This is a genomic window from Leucobacter chromiireducens subsp. solipictus, from assembly GCF_016758195.1.
Taxonomy (GTDB): domain Bacteria; phylum Actinomycetota; class Actinomycetes; order Actinomycetales; family Microbacteriaceae; genus Leucobacter; species Leucobacter solipictus.
Window position 1 is genome coordinate 54675 of record NZ_QYAC01000007.1, and the last position, 17568, is coordinate 72242.

Genomic DNA, 17568 nt, shown 5'->3' on the forward strand with positions numbered 1-17568 from the left:
TGATGCCTCCCCGTCGCGGCTAGATCGGCAGGTTGAAGAGGCGCTTCGCGTTGCCCGACAGCACCAGTTCTCGGTCTGCGTCGCTGATCTCCAATTCGTTCTTCACGAAATCAACGCCCTGGCCCATCCAGCTGTAGAACACGGGGAAGGAGGAACCGAACAGGTAGTGATCCGCGCCGTTGATTTCGAGCGCGGCCTCGACCTGGGTTTTTCCCCAGGAATGCGGGTGGGTCATGTCGAAGAAGATGTTCTCGTCGAGGTACTGCTTGATCTTCTCGCCGCCCGTCGGATCCAAGCGCTGCATCGCCTCGGTCTTGTTGGTCCGGTGCGGGGTGAGGAGCGCAGTATTTGCGAACCAGTTGCCGCCCATCATCGTGTGGATAAAGCGGAGCCCGGGCATCCGATCGAACATGCCGCTGAAGAGTTCGCGGCCGACGGCAACACCCTGGTCCACGATGCGGCCGTACTCGCGTCGGAGGTTCGTGTAATCAATCACAGACTTGTACTCGACCGGGAGGGGCGTGTGGTGCACGACGACCGGGATGTTGAGCTTCTCAATTACCTTGAGGTAGGGCTCAAACACCTCGTCGTCGAGGTAGAGCTGACCGTAGTGGCAGGCGAGCTGCACCCCGACGGCGCCGAGTTCGCCCACGCAGCGCTCCAGCTCGTAGATGTTTTCCTTGCCACCCCACGGCGGAACGCACGCTGTGGAGAAGAGCCGCCCGCCGGATCGTGCGACGATGTCGGCCGCGTTGTCGTTGACCGCGCGACAGGTCTCCACGTCAAGCCATTCCTGCCAGACGGGGACTCGCATCACGCCGTAGTCGACGCCGGCCTCGTCCATCGCGGCAAGCTTGGACTCAACCGAATAGTCGCCCTCGACGTAGTTGAGGTTCTGGTAGCCCTTGGGTTTCTCCAGGACTAGCTGCTTCTTCCCGTTGTCCATGGTGATGACGCTCGCGATCTCCCCAAAGCCGCGCGGTGCGCTGTTGAGGAAGCCGTTCAGGATCTTTTCATTGGTGAAGAGATCCTCGGGGAGGTGGTGGATGTTGATATCGACGACGGTCATGTCGGTGCTCCTTTATGGTGCTGCTTCGTTGCGGTCCTGGTGAGCACTCTCACAGACGTGAGAGGTGATCGTGTGTGAAATCATACGCGATCTTGCAACTTTGCGGGAACCCCGAGTGCCGCGGTGTTCCGCGGAAGGTCGGAAGAGTTCCAGTTCAGGACGTATTTAGCGGCATTCTCCGCGCTCGAGTGGGGTGCGGGGGCGCTCCGGGAATCGTCGGCAAACTCGGGAATCGCACTTGAAATCGTGTGTGATTCTGCGTACGATACGAAGCAGCGTTCGAAGGGGAATGGGACATGATGGACGAGCTCACTACACGAGATATTGCCTACCGCCACGGTGGTACGGAGATGCTCGGGGTCTTGTGCGCGCCAGCCGGTGCCCGGGAACTTCCCGCTGTGCTGCTCGTTCACGACGCCTTCGGGCTTGGCGGCGACACCATTGCGCTTGCCCGGGAGCTCGCGGCTCTGGGACTCGCGGTGTTTGCCGCTGATGTGTGGTCGCACAGGTACGCCCCGACCGAAGCAGCGGAACTCGGGTCGCTGATCGACGCGATGGTCGCAGATCGCGCGGAATGGCTGGGGCGAATTGCCGCTGCCCATGCTGCCGCAGCGGCGCAGCCAGAAATTGATGCCCAGGCACTCGTCGGCCTCGGCCACTGCTTTGGCGGATCGTCAGTGCTCGAACATCTTCGAGTGGGAGGGCAGCTTCGCGGTGTGGTTGCCATCCACGCCGGGCTCGACCTCCTCGCGCCAGGGTGGGAGTCCGCGCTGGGGGACTCCGAGGGCGGGTGCGCGCCGCGCGTGCTGCTCTGCACCGGAGCGGACGATCCGATGGCGACAGCAGCGCAGCGAGCCGAGCTCCAAGCGGGCCTTGACCAGGCAGCAATCGAGTGGGAGACACACCTCTACAGCGGCACCGTTCACGGGTTTACTAGCCCGCATAGTGCCCAATCACCCCGTCCAGACGTGGTGATGTATCACCCGGGCAACGCCGCGCGGGCCAGGCAGGCGACGCTTCGCTTTCTCGCGGAGGCGTTCCCCGGCCGCCTCGCTTTCCCGACCCCCGAGAACGAATTCGCCTAGCCAATACCGGCCACGAATCGTCGCGAGCACCTCGCGGATACGCATGACAAAGGAGTACAGCTTGAATATCGCCATTATTGGTGCCGGCCCCGGCGGGCTGATCACCGCATTGCGTCTGCAGCAGCAGGGCTTTGCGCCCACCATCTACGAGACGGTGCCTGAGCTGAAGCCCCTGGGGGTCGGCGTCGACATTAAGGTCTATGGACTCAAAGAGATCGAGGAGATCGGGCTTCTCGAGGAGTTCCGTGCGCTGTCCGTCGACGCGGTTGATTCCGTGTTCTACAACCACTACGGACAGGAAATTTACGCCGAGAAGTGCGGCGTGCACATGGGTTATGAGCATGAACAGCGATTCGTGCACCGGGGGGAACTGCAGATGCTGTTCTATCGCACCGTGCTCGAACGCCTGGGGAAGGACTCCATCGTGTTGGGGGCCCGCGTCGTCTCATACGAGCAGGACGCCACCGGCGTGACGCTGCACCTGGAACACCGCGATGGGCGCTCCGAGACGGTACGGCACGACGCCGTGATCGCCGCCGACGGCATCAACTCCGCGGTTCGCAAGCAGATGCACCCCGAGCTGTCCGAACCGCACTACTCCGGCATCACGATGTACCGCGGAACCACGCTGCGTGACCCGTTCCGTGACGGCCACACGATCCTGCACATCGGCGACCCGAGGATCTCGTCGATGATCGTGTACCCCATCGCGGACAACTTCGAGGGCACCGGTAAAACCCTGGTGAACTGGGTGGTCGAAGCGGAACGTGACGAGACCGTCGAGGACTGGAACCAGCTCGGTTCGGTCGAGGAAATTCTGCCCTACTACGCCGACACCAACATCGACTTCATCGACATCCAGCAGCTCATCGCCGATGCCCGGGAGGTCTATCTGTTCCCGCTGATCCGTCACGAGCCGCTCGACACCTGGGTGGATGGGCGGGTGGTCCTGCTGGGCGACGCGGCGCACGCGATGTATCCGCGGGGCGGCAATGGCGTCTGCCAGGCATTTCTCGATGCGAGGGTTGTTGCCGAGCAGCTCGCGGCCCACGCCGACCCACACGCGGCATTCGTGGCATACGACGAAGAGCGCCGCGTCCCCGTGAATCGGATCGTGATGAACATGCGTGGAGAGGGGTACGAGGTGATCCGGCGCATGGTCGCGGAGCGCACGGACGGCAAACCATTCGTGGACAAAACCGACATCGAAGCGGTGCTCCCACTCGCTGAGGCCGACGAGCTGTTCTCGAACTACCACCGGCTTGTCGGGCAACCGCTCCGACCCGGACACCACACCTATTCCAGCGGCTTCCGTACCTGGGACACGGCACACCCCGTGGAAGTGGTCGCATGAGCCGGATCACCGCGGCCGCCGCCGAGATCGAGACTCAGCTGCGCGAAACCGAATCGCGCCGTCAGCGAGCACTGATTGCCGGGGATATCGAGACCCTACGCGACCTCTTCGACGAGTCGATCGTGCACGTTCACGCCCCGGGCGTCGTGCAGCACAAGGCGGAGTTGATCGAGCACGTTGAGGTGCGCAGGCCCTACCTGGAGATCACGCGGGGTGAGCTTGAGTTTCGCGTCGTGGGCGAGGACGGGCGCGGCGACGTCGCAATTGTAACGGGTGCCCTGACGAACCGGATGCGTGCCCCCGGGGGCGGAGAACGTACCCTGAGTGGGCCCGTGACGCAGGTGCTCCACCGCGCCGACGATGGCGTTTGGCGCTTCGTGAGCTTTCACATGACCCCGTTCGGTGAGAAGGTCTGGGGTGAGCTGCCCTCGGAGCAGCGGAGCAACGACGCGGGGGTGGCACGATGAAACTCGCGCGATTTGACACGGGCGACGGCCAGATCCGGCTCGGCAGGGTCGACGGGGAGACCGTGATTGAGCTCTCCTCAGTGACCGGCGGGCACGCATCGCTCCGGGAGATCCTGCCGCGACTCGACGCCCTCCGCGACGCGATCCTCGCAGCTGAGGGGGAGTCGTTTTCGCTCGCAGCTGTCACCCTTGAGGCACCGATCGACGCGCCCCAGAAATACCTTGCGATCGGGATGAATTACAAGGAACATGCGGCGGAGGCCCGGCTAGCCGGGATCCCCACCCCCGTGAATCAACTCTGGTTCAACAAGCAAGTGTCGTGCATCGTGGGGCCGAATGCGGACATCGAAAAACCCCGGGTCTCCGATGCACTCGACTATGAAATCGAACTCGGCGTCGTGATCGGGCAGCGGTGTCGCCACGTGAGCGTCGAAGACGCATACTCGGTCATCGCGGGGTACGTGGTCGCCAACGACGTTTCAGTGCGCGACTGGTTGCAGAAGCGATCGCCGACCTTCACCCTGGGCAAGTCCTTCGACACGCACGGACCGATCGGCCCCTGGCTCACCACCGCCGACGAGATCCCGGATCCGCAGAACTTGCGCATGCGGCTCACCGTCAACGGTGAGGTACGCCAAGACTGGGGTACTGACGACATGATCTACGACATCGCGGCCCAAATCGCCGAGTTGTCGACGGTGATGACCTTGATGCCCGGTGACATTCTCGCCACGGGGACCCCGGCCGGGATCGGTGCCCCCACCGGGAACTTCCTATGCGTCGGTGACGTGGTGCGGGCTGAGATCGAGGGCCTTGGCGCGCTCGAGAACACCGTGGTTCAGGAGGCATGACATGAGTCCCCGAGTCAGCGTGTATCTCGAAGGGTTTGCCCACGAGAACCCCGTTCCGGTGGCCAGCCGGATCGGGCCGTTCGTGCACTCCGGAGTATTGACCGGTCGCGATCCCGATACCGGAGAGATGCCGGAGGGGATGGACGCGCAGTGCGCCAATGTGTTTGCGCACGTGCGTGAACTCCTGGCCGCCGTGGGAGGCGGGCCCGATGACATTGCGAAGCTGACCTGCTACCTCGTGAATTATCGAGACCGAACCGCACTCAACCGCGAGTGGGACGCGCTGTTTCCGGACCCGGACAATCGACCTGCGCGCCAGGTGATGTCGACGGTGCTTGACCGAGGCGCGCTCATACACTGCGATCTGGTCGCGATCCTCGGAGACGCATACGCGGGATCGGGAGCACCAGCCGAACAATCTTCATCCCTGACGTGACCGCGTAATTTCTGATCCCCAAAGTTCGCAATAATGTGCAGCGGTCGCTGCCGCTCGCACGATACGACGCAAGGAGGCGTCCATGTCCAAGAAATCATTCCTCATCAAGTCCCTCGTCCCGCTCAGCATCGCCGGGCTGCTCCTCACCGGGTGCTCTGGTGGCTCGGGTAATACCGGTGATTCATCTGCGCAGGCGCGAGACACCCTGCGGGTCAACTGGGGAGGGTTCCCGGAAACCTGGGAGCCGGGCTCGCAGGCGATGGAGCCCGGCTACATGCGGGTGCCGTACGAGACACTGGTGCTGCGGGAGAAGGACGGGACCATCCTGCCGAATCTGGCCACCGAATGGGAGTTCGGTGACGGTGGGAAATCACTGACGCTGACGCTGCGTGAAGGGGTCACATTCCACGACGGCACGGCGTTCAACGCCGCGGCAGTCAAGACGAACGTCGAGTACGTTCGCGACGTGGTGGGGGGCCAATTCGGGGGGCCGCTCTCGTCGGGCGTGGAATCGGTCGAAGCGATCGATGAGACGCACGTGGCGTTCGTCTTCAGTCGTCCCTTCAGTACGTTCCTCGATCTGCTCAGTCAACGAAACCTGCCGATGGCGTCGCCAGCGGCAATTGCCGACGGCAGCATTAAGACGGCACCGGTCGGGACGAGCCCGTGGGCCTACGATCCCGAGAAGTCGATCGACGGCACCAAGATGAGCTTCGTTGAGTACGCCGACTACTGGGGCGAGAAGCCCGGATTCCCAAATATCGAGCTGTTCGGCATTGCGGATGACACCGCCGCGACGGCCGCGCTCCTCAGCGGCGACCTGGACATCACAGACACCGAACTTGACGAGTTCCCGCGGCTCGAATCCGCGGGTAACGTTGAGACCTTTGACTACCCGGCCATCCGCGTGAATCTCAACTTCTTTGACCGAGGTGAGGGCGGCCTGTTTGCGGACCAGCAGGTGCGAGAGGCGCTGTGCTACGCGATCGACGGCGACGTGATCGCCAGCCTGAGTGAAGACCGCGTCGGCGAAACGCAACACTTCACCGAGGGAGAATCCGGGCACAATCCCGACATCGTCGGATACAACGGGAACCTCAAGAAGGCCACCGAGATCTGGGCAGAGCTCGGAAACCCCGCGATCACCGCGCAGATCGGGGCCGCGCCGTTCAACAAGCAAGAGATCACGGTGCGGGCCGAGCAGATGAGCCAACTCCCGAACGTGAACATCACCGTTCAGGAACTCACAGCACCGCAGTACTTCTCGACGTGGAACAACGGCAGCTACGCCCTCGGCGTCGGGAATAACGCGCAGATCACCCCCGCGGACTGGTACGGCAGTTGGTTCTCGGAGAACGCCCCCCTGAATAGCTCAAAGGTCGTCAGCGAGCAGCTCTCGGGACTGGCGGGGAAGGCTCTGGGGTCCACGGGGACCCCGGCGGCTGAGGCAAACTGGCAGGCCGTCATGAAGGAGATCTCCGACGAGGCGCTCGCGTGCAGCCACTCCATCAACATGGAGACGATCGCCTACAACACTGACACAGTCGCCGACGTGCAGCCCGCCTCGCAGGTCTGGGAACAGAACCTGATCGACTACGCCGCGGTGAAGCCCGCGCAGTAGCCCGCGTCCAGAGCCACGTGGATGCTGGCCCCGCGCATCGGGCCGGCATCCACGTGATGGTGCCCCACGCATTCGACCCAATCCTGAGGAGACAGAACTGATGGCCTTTCGCATGAACAGAACGGGGGAAGGAACATGCTGAAGCTCATCGGGACGCGGCTCGCCCTCGTCGTACCCCAGCTCCTGCTCATCTCCGCGCTGGTGTTCCTGCTGGTGTATCTCGTGCCGGGCAGCGCAGCCTCGCTTGTCCTGGGAGATGCAGCCGCGAGTCCGGAAGACATCGCGCGCGTCGAGGCCCAGCTGGGCCTCGACCGACCATTCTTCGTGCGACTGTTCGACTGGGTTGGATCCGCGATCCAGGGGGACCTCGGTACCTCCCTGCAGAGCGGTCGTCCCGTGGCCGCGATGATCGGCGAGAGGCTCCCCGCGACGCTGTCACTGATCGGTGGCGGCCTCATCGTCGCGATGCTCGTGGGCATCGGTCTGGGCGTGCTCGCCGGTACGCATGCTCGTCGCCCGATCGATCGCGGCGTGACCGCCCTGACGTCGCTGCTGCAGGCGATTCCCGAGTTTTGGTTGGGTCTACTGCTCGTCCTCGTCTTTGTGATTCAGCTGCACGTTGCTCCGGTCGTTGCGTGGGTACCGCCCGAACAGGACTTCGGTGGCTGGCTTCGCGGGTTGATCCTCCCGTCCCTCGCGCTCGGTGCCGGGGCCTCCGCGCTGATCGCGCGCCAAACCCGCACCGCGGTTGCCGCGGCGCTGGCGTCCCGTTACGCCGACACTCTCACGGCGGCGGGAGTGCCGCGCCACCGAATCATCTGGGTGTACGCCCTCAAGAACGCGATGGTTCCGGTGCTGGCGGCATCCGCGCTGGCGGTTTCGATTCTGTTCGGCACGAGTCTCGTGATGGAACGAGTATTCGCGTTCCCCGGGGTCGGCTCCATGCTCGTCAACGCCGTCATCGGCAAAGACTTCCCGCTCGTCCAGGGCACCGTGCTCGTCGTCGCGATCATCATCATCGCCGTCAACCTCGTCGTGGATATTGGCTACGGCGTCATCAACCCGAAGGCGAGGCCCCAGTGACTCACCCAACTCCTCCCAAGACGCAGGTGTTTCGTGTCGCCCACGCGACGGCCCCGCAGCGCGGAAGCAGCGTGTTCCTCCGCCGCCTCGTGAGACAACCCGCCACGATCCTGTCGCTCAGCTGGCTTGCCGTGGTCCTGATCTGCGCCGTGTTCGCCAGCGCCCTCGCCCCGTACGATCCACTGCAGAACACCTTTGCCGCGGATGCCCTCTTGCAGGGGCCGAGCGCGGAGCACTGGTTCGGTACCGACGACAACGGGCGGGATGTGCTCAGCCGCATGATCTACGGCGCACGCATCGCACTCCTTGTCGGACTGGGCTCGGTACTGATCGCCATGCTCATCGGTGTCCCGATCGGCCTGCTCCTCGGATACCGAGGCGGGTGGTGGGACCGGATCGGCACCCGGTTCGTTGACATTCTCGACGCGCTCCCCGGACTGCTTGTCGCCGTCGCAGTGATCGCAATTCTCGGCCGCGGACTTCCCGCCCTCATGCTCGCCATCGGCCTGATTTTTGCCATGAACTTCGCGCGGATGACGCGCGCGATCACGCTCACCGAACGCGGAAAAATGTACATCGATGCCGCGAAGGTCTCAGGGCTTCGCGAGGCTGCGATCCTGTTCAAACAGATTCTTCCCAACCTCGTCGGGCCGCTCGTGATTCAGGGCGCGATCCTCACGGGGTCCGCGATCATTATCGAATCAATGCTGAGCTTCCTGGGATTGGGGCTGCAGTCGGCCGTTCCATCGTGGGGCGGACTGCTGGGGCTCGCTGCCACCAAGCTGGCGGTGCAACCGTTCCTCGCGATCCCGCCAGGCATTGCGATCGTGCTCACGGTGCTCTCTTTCAATATGATCGGCGACGGCATCAACGATGCGCTTGCCGGAGAAAAGCGCAAGCTCATCAAGCCAGTGAAGCGCGTGACTCCGGCGATTCCTGCCGACCGTGAAACCGCGAATCCTGCCGTGGACGGGCCGCAGCCGGTGCTCGATATCCGTGATCTCGAGATCGCGCTGAATACTCCAACGGGCACGCGCTCACTGGTTCGCGATGTCACTCTGACCGTCGGGCGCGGTGAGATCGTAGGCCTGATCGGCGAGTCGGGATCGGGGAAATCGACGCTCGCGCGGGCGATTCTGGGGCTCATGCAGCCGGGGATCGGCGTCTCGCGGGGGCAGATTCTGCTCGACGGTGAAGACATCGCTGGGCTGGGGGAAAAGGATCTTCGGAGCATCCGGGGGACCCGCATGGCCGCCGTCTTCCAGGATCCGATGGCCTCGCTTTCGCCCGTGCACACCGTGGGCAAACAGCTCACCGAGACGTTGCGCACGCACGCCACACTCACGAAAGCCGAGGCTCGGGCGCGCGCCGCAGAGCTGTTGAGCCGTGTAGGCGTGGTGAACGCCGAGCAGCGGCTCGACGACTACCCCCACCAGTTCTCGGGAGGCATGGCGCAGCGCGTCGCGATTGCGATCGCCATCGCGTCAAACCCGGAGCTGATCATTGCCGACGAGGCAACGAGCGCGCTCGACGTGACCACGCAAGCGCAGGTACTGGATTTGCTCCTCGAGCTGCGTGACGAGATGGGGCTCAGCATCCTCTTCATTACCCACGGTTTGGGCGTCGCGGCTGAGGCCTGTGACCGCGTCGTGGTGATGTACCAGGGGGAGGTCGTTGAGACCTCGGGCGTGTGGGAATTGTTTGATCGGCCCCAGCATGAGTACACGGAGCGCCTGCTCTCAGCCAACCCGGCGTTGCATGTCGGTGCCGCGCCCCGCGGTGCCAGCGGGAGCGGGGGAGAGGCCGCGGAGCACACTCCACTGCTGAGCGTGCGCGATCTCGCCTTGACGTACCGCACCCCCACCCCCTTCGGGGCGGCACCGCAACCCGTGGTTGAGGGCGTGAGCTTCGACATCGCCCCGGGGGAAACACTGGGACTGGTGGGCGAGTCAGGATCCGGAAAGTCAACGACGGGGCGCGCGATACTGCGGTTGATGCCGGTCGCGGAGGGAAGCATCGAATTCAAGGGCACCGATATCACCAGCTTCGGGGCGAAGACGCCGCTCAGCTATCGGAAGCAGGTGCAGGCGGTGTTCCAGGATCCGTCGATGTCGCTGAACCCGCAGCACGCCGTGTCTCAGGCTCTGACGACGGCGCTTGCCCGGCACGGCATTGGTGATCGCGCCGAGCGGGAGCACCTTGCGGAGACCGCGTTTGCCCAGGTCGGGCTCTCGAATGACCATCTCGGCCGCCGCCCCGCTGAACTCTCGGGCGGGCAGCAGCAGCGCGTGGCGATTGCACGCGCGCTGGTGCTGCGGCCACAGCTGGTGGTGTGCGATGAGGCCGTCAGCGCTCTTGACCTATTGACGCAGCGCCAGATCATTGATCTGCTCGCTCAGCTGCAGGAGGAGACGGGAATCAGTTACCTCTTTATCGCGCATGACCTGGGACTGGTGCGCAACATCTGTGACCGGATCGCCGTTATGCGTTCGGGGCGACTCGTGGAACTTGCCGAGACCGAGCAGCTGTTCGCAGCGCCCGAGCACCCCTACACGAAGCGCCTGCTCGGGGCGACCCCCGCCGATCACCCGGAGGGCCGGGAGGAGCGCCGCCGGACGCGGCTCGAGTACGCCCGCGCCCACACCGACGGACGAATTCCCACGCCGTAGGCAGCCCGGAGAGGCCGAAGTGGCTGCCGAGGTCTCGGGCTACCCAACCGTCACCAACGCACCGGAGATTCACGAACACCTCGGAGAAAACTCCCCCGACGGGGGCCGGGGGCCGAGGATCTCCGGTGCGTTCGTGAACGGGGCGTGTGCCAAGCCCGGCCCCGGCAACCCGGTACCCCCGAATGTCACGGGCCCGGAGTAGGCTGTGCGGGTGAGTACCCAGCCCGAGACGCCCACCCCCGCAATCCGCCCCTGGGCCGCACTCTGGTCCATGGTGCTCGGCTTTTTCATGATCCTGGTGGACACCACGATCGTGTCGGTCGCGAACCCCTCGATCATGCAGGGGCTCGAAACGACAATGGTCGCGACCCTGTGGGCCACGAGCGCCTACCTGCTCGCGTACGCGGTGCCGCTGCTCATCACTGGCCGCCTCGGGGATCGCTTCGGTACGCGCCGGATCTACCTGCTCGGCCTCGCGGTGTTCACGCTGGCCTCGCTCGCGTGCGGCCTGTCCCACTCGATCGAGATGCTGATCGTCGCTCGCGTCGCGCAGGGCCTCGGGGCGTCGCTCATGACGCCGCAGACCATGGCCGTGATTACGCGCATCTTCCCGCCGCGGGAGCGCGGTTCGGCGATGGCCGTGTGGGGCGTGACCGCGGGCGTGGCCACCCTGGTGGGTCCGATCCTCGGCGGCTTCCTGCTCGATGCCTGGGGCTGGGAGTGGATCTTCTTCATCAACGTGCCGGTCGGGATTCTCGCGTTCATCCTGGCTATGCGTTTCGTCCCGGTACTCCCCACCAGCGCGCACCGCTTCGACTGGCTCGGCGTGATCCTGAGCGCCGTGGGCATGTTCCTCGTGGTCTTCGGCATCCAGGAGGGCCAGAGCTACGAGTGGGGCCCGATCTGGGGGCCGGTCACGATCTGGGGCATGATCATCGCGGGCGTCGTGGTGCTTGTGCTGTTCGTCGTATGGCAGCGCTTCCAGCGCGGAGAGCCGCTGATCCCGCTCCAGATTTTCCGGGATCGGAACTTCTCGGTCGGCTCCGCAGCGATCGTTACCGTCGGCTTCAGTGTGACCGGGATGAGCCTGCCCCTCATGTTCTACCTGCAGCTGGTGCGCGGGCAGACCCCGACCCAGTCGGCGCTGATGATGGTGCCGATGGCGGTGCTGTCGATCGCGCTCGCCCGCCCGGTGGGATTGCTCATCGACCGGCGGGATCCGCGCCGCATCCCGGTGATCGGCCTCGTGCTGGTCTCCGCGGGCATGCTCGGCTACGTGCTGCTGATGCACCCGGACACCCCAATCTGGCTGCTGCTGATCCCGAGCGTCATCCTCGGCGTGGGCAACGCGTTCATGTGGGGACCGCTCGCCTCGCTCACCACGTTCAGCCTGAAGCCCAGCCTCGCGGGGGCCGGATCCGGCGTCTACAACACCAGCCGCCAGATCGGTGCGGTCCTGGGGTCGGCGGCGATGGCGATGCTCATGAACGCGCGGATCAGTGCGCTGCTCGGCGAGCAGGCGGCCGCCGGCATCGGTGGCGGCGGTGAAGCGGGCGGCGGGCTTGCCGCGCTCCCCGCGCCGCTGCAGGAAAGCTTCACCACCGCGATGATGCAGTCGCTGATGATGCCGATGGGCGTGATCCTTGTCGGCGCGATCATCGCCCTCTGGTTCGCCCCGCGCCCCGCGCGCACCGGCGAGATATCCGTCCCGGACGCGGCACCGGGCCACTAACCGAACGCCCGGCCCAGCGCCCGCCACACCCCAGTTCACCCCACGAAAGGACCCCGCATGATCCTCGCATTCTCCGTTGCCCCGAGCGGCGTCGGCACGGCAGGCCCCGCGACGAGCGATTCCGGTTCGGTCTCCGACGCGGTTGCGGCGGCGATCCGCGTGGTGCGCGAGTCCGGGATCCCGCACCGCACCTCCTCGATGTTCACGGAGCTCGAGGGCGAGTGGGACGAGGTCTTCGACGTGGTGAAGCGCGCCACCGAGGCCGTGCTGCCCTACGGCTCCCGGGTATCGCTCGTCATGAAGGCGGACATCCGGCCCGGCTTCGAGGGCGAGCTCGACGCGAAGCTCGAGCGCCTGGAAGCGGCGGTCGAGCGCGGGGCGTAGCGTCCGCCGTGGCCGGGCGAGCTGCCCGGCCCTCGGCGAGCTGGGCGGTCTCCGTCCGCGAGTGGCCGTCGACGGTGCGGGCTGGGCTACTCGATATCTTCGAGCAACTCGGACAGGGCGTTTGGCGTCGCGCCTGAGGCCTGTGCGAGTTCGCCGAAACGGGCGTCAGCCGCCACGTTCTCGGCCTCACTCGCGTTGTCGAACAGCGAGAGATACTCCGCATTGCCCCCGGTCTCTTCGACCGACTGCACGCGGATGAGCCAACAGGTGGCGTCCGGTGTGAAGCCCGCATGGACTTCCCAAGCGAGCGCAAGCGTACCGATGCAGATGTTGTTGGCATCGAGAATGTCGGTCGCCGTGGCGTCGTCCTGGACCAGCGCCAACTCGAACAGATCAGCCATCGTGTGCGTGGGAGAAATGCTCGCGTCGTTCGAGAGGAACTCGTCGGCGACGGCCTGGTGCTCTGTGCAGAGGAACCGCGAGGCGAGCCACGTCATCGCCGGATCCTTCAGCTCCGATGCGCCAGCCGCATCGTCTGCCCGAGTGCACGCGTCCAGCCCCATGCCGACCACGGTCTCTTTCACCGCGGGATCGGCATCGTCCCACGCTACGAGTTCGATGGATGTCCAGGACGAGGACGCATCGAAACTCGCGACCATCGGGATCGCAAGTATCACGTTGTCGAAGAACGCCTGCTGCGCCGCCGGCACATCCCGCCCACTCGGCGTCGTTGGTTCGCCCGAGGAGGTCGAGGGTGACTCGTCCGTGAGCAGGGGCGGCAACGCACCGCACCCGCTCACCGCCAGACACCCGGCGAGTGCGGTGCTGGCTGCCAGCGCCGCCCAGCGCTGCCGTGAACGTACCGTCGACACGAGTGTTTCTCCCCACTGTTCGGGGGTCTTCGGCTCCGGGGACCAAAGATCCTCTCCCGATCATTCGCTTGCATTCTACGGGGAAATCGGGGTGGGTCGGAGGAACCGCTGGGTCGTTGTGCTCCCTCGCGACGCTCCTCCTGCACATGACCCGGCGGTGCCTCGGGGAAACGGGGTCGGCCTCGAATACGGCGCCGGCCGCGAACACGGGGCTGATCCGGCACCGGGTGCCGCGCGGAGCAACTCCGCCGAGCTCACTACTGTGCGATGTCCTCGGTGTCCGCTAGTCTCCGACTATGAGCATGGGTGGTGGAGGCGGCCGCGGATCCCGAGTATCGGGAGGCGACGCGGAGCGTCAGCGGGAACTCAACAGTCAGGCACCGAAGGTGGCCAGGCTGGGGCGCCGGATCGCGGACCTGTTCCGGCCGTACCGCTGGCCGCTCGCGGTCATCATCGCGCTCGTCATCGTCTCGGCGGCGCTCGCCATCCTGCCCCCGCTCCTCACGCAGCGCGTGTTCGATGAGGGCCTGTTCCCGCTCGACGGCGGCGGGCCGAACATGACGGCACTGGGCTGGCTCGTGCTCGGCATGATCGCCGTGTTCGTGGTCTCGTCGGGGCTCGGCATCATCCAGACCCTGTTCACGGCGCGCGTGGGCAACCGGGTGATGGGGGATCTGCGCGTCAAGCTCTTCGCCCATCTGCAGGCCATGGAGCTCGGCTTCTTCACCCGCACGAAGACGGGGGTGATCCAGTCGCGCCTGCAGAACGACGTCGGCGGCGTCGCCAACGTGCTCACGAACACGGTGTCGAACATCATCGGGAATACGGTGACGGTCGTGGCGGCCGCGGTGGCCATGATCCTGCTCAGCTGGCAGCTCACGCTCGTCGCCGTCGTGCTCATGCCGGTGCTCGTGTTCGCCCAGCGTCGCGTGGGCCAGGTCCGTGCGCGGATCGCGGGGCGCACGCAGGAGTCGCTGTCCGAAATGTCCGCGATCACGCAGGAGGCGCTGTCCGTCTCGGGCGTGCTGCTCGCGAAGACCTACTCGCGGCAGGCCGCCGAGACCGAGCGCTACGCGGACGAGAACCGCAACCAGATCAGCCTGCAGGTGCAGCAGACGATGAGCGGCCAGGTGTTTTTCGCCCTGGTGCAGGTGTTCCTGTCCGCGGTGCCGGCGATCGTGTACCTCGTTTCGGGCTGGTTGATGGCGCGCGCGCTCGGCACCGATATCGATCCGGGGATCACGGCGGGCACGATCGTCGCGTTCACGACGGTGCAGTCGCGCCTCCTGTTCCCCCTGATGGCGCTCATGCGGATCGCGCTCGACCTGCAGACCTCCAGCGCGCTGTTCGCCCGCATCTTCGAGTACCTCGACCTGAAGCCCGCGATCGTGGACAAGCCGGACGCGCGCCAGCCCTCAGACGCGCCGGGCCGCGCGGGCCGGATCGAGTTCGACGAGGTGACCTTCCGGTACCCGGACTCCCGCACCGACGACCGGCCGACCCTCGACCGGATCTCCTTCGAGATCGCGCCCGGCGAGTTCGTGGCCTTTGTGGGGGCCTCCGGTTCCGGCAAAACCACGATCGGGAACCTGATCCCGCGCCTGTACGACGCCGAGTCCGGCGCGGTCCGCTACGGCGGGGACGATGTGAAGGATCTCGCGCAGGAGGCGCTCATGGATCGGATCGGGGTGGTCACGCAGGAGCCGTACCTGTTCCACGCGACGATCGCCGCGAACCTCCGCTACGCGAAGCCCGACGCCTCTCTCGAGGAGCTCCGCAACGCGGCTCGGCTCGCGAACATCCACGACACGATCGCGAGCTTCTCCGAGGGCTACGACACCGTCGTGGGGGAGCGCGGGTACCGGCTGTCCGGCGGCGAGAAGCAGCGGATCGCGATCGCGCGGGTGCTGCTGAAGAACCCGCGCGTGCTGGTGCTCGACGAGGCGACGAGCGCGCTCGACACCGTGAACGAGCGGATCGTGCAGCACGCCCTCGAGGATGCCCGCAGCGGGCGCACCACGATCGCGATCGCGCACCGGCTTTCCACCGTTGTCGATGCCGACCGGATCTACGTGGTCGGCGAGGGGCGGATCCTGGAGCACGGCACGCACGAGGAGCTTCTGGAGCTCGGCGGTGCCTACGCGGAGCTGTACTCGCAACAGCAGTAGCGCGCGGTCGGGACGGCGGGCTCGCGCGCGTGATCGGAGCCCGCGCAGTACACTTTCCCCGTGCGCCAGATCACGCAATCCCGCAAACTCGCCGGTGTCCGCTACGACGTGCGGGGCCCGATCCTGCAGGAGGCCGAGCGGCTTGAACGCGAGGGCCACGAGATCCTCAAGCTCAACATCGGCAACCCGGCACCGTTCGGCTTCGAGGCACCCCCCGAGATCCTCGAAGCGCTGCGCCGCGCCCTCCCCCTCGCGCAGGGCTACACGGACTCGCGCGGGATCTTGCCCGCCCGGGAGGCGGTGGCGCGCTACTACGCGAGCGAGGGCATCGGCGGGATCGGCCCGGACGACGTGTTCATCGGCAACGGCGTGAGCGAACTGATCTCCCTCGTGCTGCAGGCCCTCGTGAGCGAGGGGGACGAGATCCTGGTCCCCGCCCCGGACTACCCGCTGTGGACGGCGCAGGTCACCCTGTCCGGGGGCCGCGCGGTGCACTACCCGTGCGTTGAGGAGAACGGGTGGATGCCGGATCTGGCGGCAATCGAAGAGCTCATGACCCCCGCCACCAAGGGGATTGTGCTGATCAACCCGAATAACCCCACGGGTGCGGTGTACTCGGCCGAACTGGTCCGCGGCTTCGCGGCGCTCGCGGAGCGGCACGGGCTCGTGTTGCTCGCCGACGAAATCTACGAGCGGATTCTCTACGACGGCGCGGTGCACGAGCACGCGGCCGCCCACGTCGCGGATACGCTCTGCCTCACGTTCAGCGGCCTCTCGAAGGCGCAGCGCATCGCGGGGTATCGCGCCGGTTGGGTGGCGATCTCGGGCGCGCGAGAACCGGCGCGCGACTTCCTGGAGGGGCTCACCCTGCTCGCCAACATGCGGATGTGCGCGAATGCGCCGGCGCAGCACGCGATCCCGGTGGCGCTCGATCCGGCATCGAACTGGTCGGGCATCGGGGAGCTCTGCGCGCCGGGCGGCCGGCTCCGCGCGCAGCGGGACGTGGCGCACCAGCTGTTGACGGCGATCCCGGGGGTCAGCTGCGAGCTGCCGGGCGGCGCGATGTACCTGTTCCCGAAGCTGGACCCGGAGCGGTACCCGATCGCGGACGATCAGGCATTCGTGATCGAGTTGCTGCGCGCGACCCGGGTGCTCGTCACCAACGGACGCGGCTTCAACCTCGCGACGCCGGATCATGTACGCTTCGTGACGCTCCCCAGCGTCCCCGTGCTGAGCGAGGCGATCGGTCGGATCGCCGAGTACCTGGACGGGGTGCGTGCCGCGTGAGCGTCAAGGTCTTGGCGGTCGGCAAGAAGCACGAGGCGTGGGTCGCCGATGGGATTGCGCGCTACGAACAGCGGCTCCGGAAACCCTTCGACCTGAGCTGGCAACTCCTGCCACACTCCTCACGGGAGGGCGACGCGGCGCGCAGCGAGGAGTCCGAGCGGATCCTCGCGAAGCTGGACCGGGACGCGTTTGTGGTGGTGCTCGACGAGCGCGGCCGCAACGTCGACTCCCCGGAGCTTGCGAAGCGGCTGCGCGGGGCGCTCGAGGCGAGTCGCCCGGTGACGGTCGTGATCGGCGGCGCCTACGGGGTGACGGATCAGGTGCGGCAGCGCGCGGACTTCGTGTGGAGCCTCTCCGCGCTCGTGTTCCCGCACCAGCTCGTCCGCCTCATCCTGACCGAGCAGGTGTACCGCGCGCAGGAGATCGTGGCCGGGCGCGGCTACCACCACGTGTAGCGCGCGGGTGCCCTGCCCCCGGTCAACAGGGGTGC

The 17568-nt window shown here is 66.0% G+C and carries 15 protein-coding genes; 13 read left to right on the forward strand and 2 right to left on the reverse strand.

Going from position 1 to position 17568, the window contains the following annotated elements; genetic code table 11:
* Positions 1-19: 19 nt before the first annotated feature.
* Positions 20-1069: an amidohydrolase family protein gene (locus tag D3230_RS13075; protein WP_202345494.1), complete on the reverse strand. Its 1050-nt coding sequence runs from the start codon at positions 1067-1069 to the stop codon at positions 20-22.
* A 296-nt stretch (positions 1070-1365) separates the two neighbouring features.
* On the opposite strand from D3230_RS13075, the gene D3230_RS13080 reads away from it, so the two are divergent.
* The 10 genes from D3230_RS13080 to D3230_RS13125 all read left to right on the forward strand — a co-directional run bounded on the left by D3230_RS13080 (position 1366) and on the right by D3230_RS13125 (position 12751).
* The gene (locus D3230_RS13080; protein ID WP_202345495.1) at positions 1366-2154 is read left to right on the forward strand and encodes a dienelactone hydrolase family protein; all 789 of its coding nucleotides are present in this window, start codon (positions 1366-1368) and stop codon (positions 2152-2154) included.
* Between the two features lie 61 nt (positions 2155-2215).
* Positions 2216-3508 (forward strand): FAD-dependent monooxygenase, encoded by a 1293-nt coding sequence (locus tag D3230_RS13085; protein ID WP_202345496.1) that lies wholly within the window; start codon positions 2216-2218, stop codon positions 3506-3508.
* Positions 3505-3975, forward strand: a complete 471-nt coding sequence (locus tag D3230_RS13090; protein ID WP_202345497.1) for a YybH family protein — start codon at positions 3505-3507, stop codon at positions 3973-3975. The genes D3230_RS13085 and D3230_RS13090 overlap by 4 nt, the downstream gene beginning before the upstream one ends.
* The gene (locus tag D3230_RS13095; protein WP_202345498.1) at positions 3972-4826 is read left to right on the forward strand and encodes a fumarylacetoacetate hydrolase family protein; all 855 of its coding nucleotides are present in this window, start codon (positions 3972-3974) and stop codon (positions 4824-4826) included. Before D3230_RS13090 ends, D3230_RS13095 begins: the two co-directional genes overlap by 4 nt.
* 1 nt (position 4827) lies before the next feature.
* Entirely contained in the window at positions 4828-5262 is a 435-nt protein-coding gene (locus D3230_RS13100; RefSeq protein WP_202345499.1) for a RidA family protein, read from the forward strand.
* A gap of 82 nt (positions 5263-5344) precedes the next feature.
* Positions 5345-6883: an ABC transporter substrate-binding protein gene (locus D3230_RS13105; RefSeq protein WP_202345500.1), complete on the forward strand. Its 1539-nt coding sequence runs from the start codon at positions 5345-5347 to the stop codon at positions 6881-6883.
* Between the two features lie 135 nt (positions 6884-7018).
* Entirely contained in the window at positions 7019-7966 is a 948-nt protein-coding gene (locus D3230_RS13110) for an ABC transporter permease (RefSeq protein ID WP_202345501.1), read from the forward strand.
* A complete protein-coding gene (locus D3230_RS13115) occupies positions 7963-10635 on the forward strand; it encodes a dipeptide ABC transporter ATP-binding protein (RefSeq protein ID WP_202345502.1) in 2673 nt (890 codons plus the stop codon). Before D3230_RS13110 ends, D3230_RS13115 begins: the two co-directional genes overlap by 4 nt.
* Before the next feature lie 271 nt (positions 10636-10906).
* Positions 10907-12367 (forward strand): MFS transporter, encoded by a 1461-nt coding sequence (locus D3230_RS13120; RefSeq protein ID WP_202345648.1) that lies wholly within the window; start codon positions 10907-10909, stop codon positions 12365-12367.
* Positions 12368-12424: 57 nt separating this feature from the next.
* A complete protein-coding gene (locus D3230_RS13125; RefSeq protein WP_202345503.1) occupies positions 12425-12751 on the forward strand; it encodes a thiamine-binding protein in 327 nt (108 codons plus the stop codon).
* Positions 12752-12837: 86 nt separating this feature from the next.
* Here D3230_RS13125 and D3230_RS13130 read toward each other — a convergent pair whose 3' ends face one another.
* A complete protein-coding gene (locus tag D3230_RS13130; protein WP_237467556.1) occupies positions 12838-13623 on the reverse strand; it encodes a hypothetical protein in 786 nt (261 codons plus the stop codon).
* Positions 13624-13925: 302 nt separating this feature from the next.
* Here D3230_RS13130 and D3230_RS13135 point away from each other — a divergent pair, with 302 nt between their 5' ends.
* From D3230_RS13135 to D3230_RS13145, 3 genes are read left to right on the forward strand one after another with little or no spacing between them, the layout of a single operon-like run.
* A complete protein-coding gene (locus tag D3230_RS13135) occupies positions 13926-15791 on the forward strand; it encodes an ABC transporter ATP-binding protein (RefSeq protein WP_202345650.1) in 1866 nt (621 codons plus the stop codon).
* Positions 15792-15851: 60 nt separating this feature from the next.
* Entirely contained in the window at positions 15852-17078 is a 1227-nt protein-coding gene (locus D3230_RS13140; RefSeq protein ID WP_202345504.1) for an aminotransferase class I/II-fold pyridoxal phosphate-dependent enzyme, read from the forward strand.
* Entirely contained in the window at positions 17075-17533 is a 459-nt protein-coding gene (locus D3230_RS13145; protein ID WP_202345505.1) for a 23S rRNA (pseudouridine(1915)-N(3))-methyltransferase RlmH, read from the forward strand. Before D3230_RS13140 ends, D3230_RS13145 begins: the two co-directional genes overlap by 4 nt.
* The last annotated feature ends 35 nt before the right edge of the window (positions 17534-17568 follow it).

Coding starts and splice junctions, on each gene's coding strand:
- D3230_RS13100 (WP_202345499.1), top strand. CDS start 4,828: ATGAGTCCCCGAGTCAGCGTGTATCTCGAAGGGTTTGCCCACGAGAAC.
- D3230_RS13105 (WP_202345500.1), top strand. CDS start 5,345: ATGTCCAAGAAATCATTCCTCATCAAGTCCCTCGTCCCGCTCAGCATC.
- D3230_RS13120 (WP_202345648.1), top strand. CDS start 10,907: ATGGTGCTCGGCTTTTTCATGATCCTGGTGGACACCACGATCGTGTCG.
- D3230_RS13080 (WP_202345495.1), top strand. CDS start 1,366: ATGATGGACGAGCTCACTACACGAGATATTGCCTACCGCCACGGTGGT.
- D3230_RS13110 (WP_202345501.1), top strand. CDS start 7,019: ATGCTGAAGCTCATCGGGACGCGGCTCGCCCTCGTCGTACCCCAGCTC.
- D3230_RS13135 (WP_202345650.1), top strand. CDS start 13,926: ATGGGTGGTGGAGGCGGCCGCGGATCCCGAGTATCGGGAGGCGACGCG.
- D3230_RS13125 (WP_202345503.1), top strand. CDS start 12,425: ATGATCCTCGCATTCTCCGTTGCCCCGAGCGGCGTCGGCACGGCAGGC.
- D3230_RS13090 (WP_202345497.1), top strand. CDS start 3,505: ATGAGCCGGATCACCGCGGCCGCCGCCGAGATCGAGACTCAGCTGCGC.
- D3230_RS13075 (WP_202345494.1), bottom strand. CDS start 1,069: ATGACCGTCGTCGATATCAACATCCACCACCTCCCCGAGGATCTCTTC.
- D3230_RS13095 (WP_202345498.1), top strand. CDS start 3,972: ATGAAACTCGCGCGATTTGACACGGGCGACGGCCAGATCCGGCTCGGC.